Source organism: Clostridiales bacterium (genome assembly GCA_012512255.1).
GTDB lineage: Bacteria > Bacillota > Clostridia > Christensenellales > DUVY01 > DUVY01.
The window spans coordinates 1-3,504 of sequence record JAAZDJ010000017.1 but is presented as its reverse complement, the minus strand read 5'-3'; the positions used below and the strand labels follow the sequence as shown (position 1 = coordinate 3,504).

Annotated in this window: 3 protein-coding genes and 1 rRNA gene; 3 read left to right on the top strand and 1 reads right to left on the bottom strand. The window is 37.2% G+C overall.

Going from position 1 to position 3,504, the window contains the following annotated elements; genetic code table 11:
• The first annotated feature begins 563 nt into the window (after nucleotides 1-563).
• The 3 genes from GX756_00850 to GX756_00840 are packed head-to-tail and all read left to right on the top strand — an operon-like array spanning nucleotide 564 to nucleotide 2,791.
• Nucleotides 564-1,814 (top strand): FAD:protein FMN transferase, encoded by a 1,251-nt coding sequence (locus tag GX756_00850; protein ID NLC16417.1) that lies wholly within the window; start codon nucleotides 564-566, stop codon nucleotides 1,812-1,814.
• A gap of 2 nt (nucleotides 1,815-1,816) precedes the next feature.
• Complete coding sequence (locus tag GX756_00845) at nucleotides 1,817-2,218, top strand: NusG domain II-containing protein (protein ID NLC16416.1); 402 nt, start codon at nucleotides 1,817-1,819, stop codon at nucleotides 2,216-2,218.
• Nucleotides 2,219-2,224: 6 nt separating this feature from the next.
• A complete protein-coding gene (locus GX756_00840) occupies nucleotides 2,225-2,791 on the top strand; it encodes a Gx transporter family protein (GenBank protein NLC16415.1) in 567 nt (188 codons plus the stop codon).
• Between the two features lie 292 nt (nucleotides 2,792-3,083).
• On the opposite strand, the gene GX756_00835 is transcribed toward GX756_00840, so the two are convergent.
• Nucleotides 3,084-3,504 (bottom strand): 16S ribosomal RNA (locus GX756_00835); the annotation flags it as partial.

Sequence of the window (3,504 nt, the reverse complement as noted above, 5' to 3'; positions counted from 1 at the left end):
GTATTATTATTTTCAAAAGATATGAAATCTATTAAAAATCTAACTTACTTAATTGATATGGCAAAATGTAAATTGCGGAAATTATTAATATATATTGCATTTTTTCCACATCTTTAAAAACTTTTTTAAATTTTTATTACTATCATAAGTTAAGTGTTTCCTACAATAATGATGAATTATATAAACAATATGTTAATTCTGTTGAAACGCCATACTGAATGATACTTACGCTGGAGTAAGAGGGACGATACTCAAATAATGGGTAACCTCCTACTTCTTACTCGATTTTTATAAGCTTTGTTGTTTTTGCTTTTTTTATCTTTTAATTTCTTTTGCTTTTTTTATCTTTAAATCTCTTCAGTTTTTATAATGATGTTTTAGCAATAACAGAACTTGACATTTCATAAAAAACTGTAGCGCACAGTAGAAATACAAGCATTAAAGAGCTTATCTTAACCCTATTATGATTATGGATAAAAATCGCCAAAATATCGAACGGTCAAATAGTTATATTAATTTTTTATTTACCCAATTTGTAATTTTGTAGTATAATCTAAATACTTATGAAAAAGATTGCTATTGCTATATTATCCGCTGTTTTAGCGATAAGCACTATTTTGCTTAGCGCTTGCCAGCCACCAAAGATAAAATATTTAGAATTTCAAGAATTTGTTTTTGGAACGGGAGTTCAGCGAATATCGCTTAACGCGACGCTTTATGGAACAAATCAAAAAAAATTATTAAATGCAAAAGATGAAATCATTAATGTTCTAAAAAACTTAAATCAAGAGCTTAATGTTATAGACAAAAAAAGTGTTATTTATAAATTTAATAACTATGGCGATAATACGCAAGAAGAATTTAACCCCGAAACAAAATTTTATGTCTCTGAACATGTCTATCATATGCTTTCAACGGTAAAAGAATTGCACGAAAATGAACAAGACGAAGGCATTAAAATCATTATAGACGGAAAAGAATTTGATGCTTTTCGCTTATTTGACCCGACAATTTATCCTTTGATGGAGTTATGGGGATTGGGCGCGGATAAGATACACGATAAAGCTTCCGATAGAGAAATCCCCACAACAGAAGAAATAGATGAAACATTGGCATATGTTGATTTATCTAATGTCCAAATAGGCGAAGACGAAAAAGGCTATTATATCAAAAAATCGCGCAAGGAAGTAAAAATTGACTTGGGCGGGCAGGCAAAAGGTTATGGCGCGGATTTGGCGGCAAAGATATGCCAAAAACACAATTTAAAAGGCGCCATAATAGACATTGGCGGCAATGTTTATCTTTATAAATCCAAGCCTATGGCGGACGGCTCTTTTCAAAAATTTACCGTAGCAATAAATATGCCCCAAGATAATTCAAGCGAGTATTTTTGCGCGTTAAAAGCCGAAAACACTTCGCTGGTTACCAGCGGAGATTATATCAGGTATTTTGTTAAAAACGAAGTAAAATACGCCCATATACTAAATCCATTGACGGGATTGCCTGTAAATATAGAAAGGCAAGAAAATGGCGATAATTCGTTCACCGATACTCATAACGACCAAGGGCTTACATCGGTTACAATAATACATCAAAATTCCGAATTGGCCGATATTTACGCCACAATCGTAATGTTGCTGGATATGGAAAACGGAATAGAGTTTATGGAAAAAAATTCGCTTACGGGCGTTTTGATATCGCATGACAAAAAATACGCCGCCCTAGGCGAAATAGAGCAATTTGACCATGACTTAGCCAATGTTTATAAAGAATATGAACCATATCAATATAAAGATAAGATATATAGTTTTTAAAGATGAACGAACAAAAAGTCCGAAAAATTAAATCGTCGCGTCCATTCGCCTTATGGGACATAATAGTTTTTGCCCTTTTGGCCGTTGCGGTCATAACTTTTATGGCGCTAAGCCTAAACATAAAAGAAGAAGGCAGTATAGTAAGGGTGTATGTCAATAACCAATTTTTTGCCGATTATGATATTAACATAAACGGACAATATGATATAACTAACTCAGAGGGCGATGTCTTGATGGTTTTGGTAATACAAGACAAAAAAGTATGGGCGCAAAATTCTACCTGCCCCGACCATATATGCGAAATGACCAAAATCAGTTACGCGCCCCAACAAATTATTTGCCTTCCTAATAATGTCCATATCACAATATTAGGTCCAAGCGATATAGACATAATAGTGGGTTAGAAGTCTATGAGAAACAAGTTTTTGCTAAGGCTTACGAGAATTTCAGTTTTTACGGCGGTTGCGCTTGTGATGCATTATCTTGAGAGTTTGCTTCCGCCTTTGCTTGCTTTCGCGCCCGGCTCAAAAATAGGGCTGAGCAACATAATAACCCTTTCGGCTATAATCTTTTTGGGTTATTTTGACGCTTTCGCGGTCTTGATAGTAAGGTGCGTTTTAGCTTCTGTTTTTGGCAATGTCTTCGGGCTTATATACTCGTTGGGCGGGGGTATCTGCGCGTTTGCGGTAATGTCGCTGCTTTATAGGTTTGCCTGTCCAAAAATCAGCGTTATAGGAATAAGCGTATTGGGCGCCGTAGCCCATAACATAACGCAAACATTTATCGCCGCGGCCATAGTCCAACAAATCAACCTAATTATTATATTGCCGTTGATGCTGATAGCTTCCGTAATCGCGGGCGTTTTTGTCGGGATTGTGGTGTATTTTTTGGTAAAGTATTTGCCGCTGAACTTGTTTATTGATAATAACAATACAAATCTATCCAAAGAACAAATAAATAAAATTTTTGAGGAGTAAAAATTTTTCTAAGTATTCAAAATTTTAATATTTTAAAAGTCCAATGTTCAAAAAACTTTTTAAATTATAGTCATTTTTGCGATTTTAATAAAAAAACAAAAAAACAGCTGTTATTGCTAACAGCTGTTTTTTTATGGTTTTTTTGCACATAGACAAAGGAATAAGGGATTATCAAGACAAGCGGCCTGAAAACATTTAGGATAATACACATAGCCAAAAACCGTTTGCGTTTTCAGGGCTTGTATCTTGAGATTAAATCAAGATACCGACTTTAGATCAGGTCGTTAGCCTGTTCCTTAAAGGAGGTGATCCAGCCGCACCTTCCGATACGGCTACCTTGTTACGACTTCACCCCAGTCATCGAGCTTACCTTAGGCGGCTGCCTCCTAATTGCTTAGGTTGGCGCGCCGACTTCGGGTACTCCCGACTCCCATGGCGTGACGGGCGGTGTGTACAAGACCCGGGAACGCATTCACCCCGACATGCTGATTCGGGATTACTAGCAACTCCTCCTTCATGCGGGCTGGTTGCAGCCCGCAAGCCGAACTGAGAACGCCTTTTTGAGATTCGCTTACCGTTGCCGGCTCGCTGCTCTCTGTAGCGCCCATTGTAGCACGTGTGTAGCCCAAGGCGTAAGGGGCATGATGATTTGACGTCATCCCCACCTTCCTCCGTCTTGTCGACGGCAGTCTACTTAGAGTGCCCACCCTAAG

Coding starts and splice junctions, on each gene's coding strand:
- GX756_00850 (NLC16417.1), top strand. CDS start 564: ATGAAAAAGATTGCTATTGCTATATTATCCGCTGTTTTAGCGATAAGC.
- GX756_00840 (NLC16415.1), top strand. CDS start 2,225: ATGAGAAACAAGTTTTTGCTAAGGCTTACGAGAATTTCAGTTTTTACG.
- GX756_00845 (NLC16416.1), top strand. CDS start 1,817: ATGAACGAACAAAAAGTCCGAAAAATTAAATCGTCGCGTCCATTCGCC.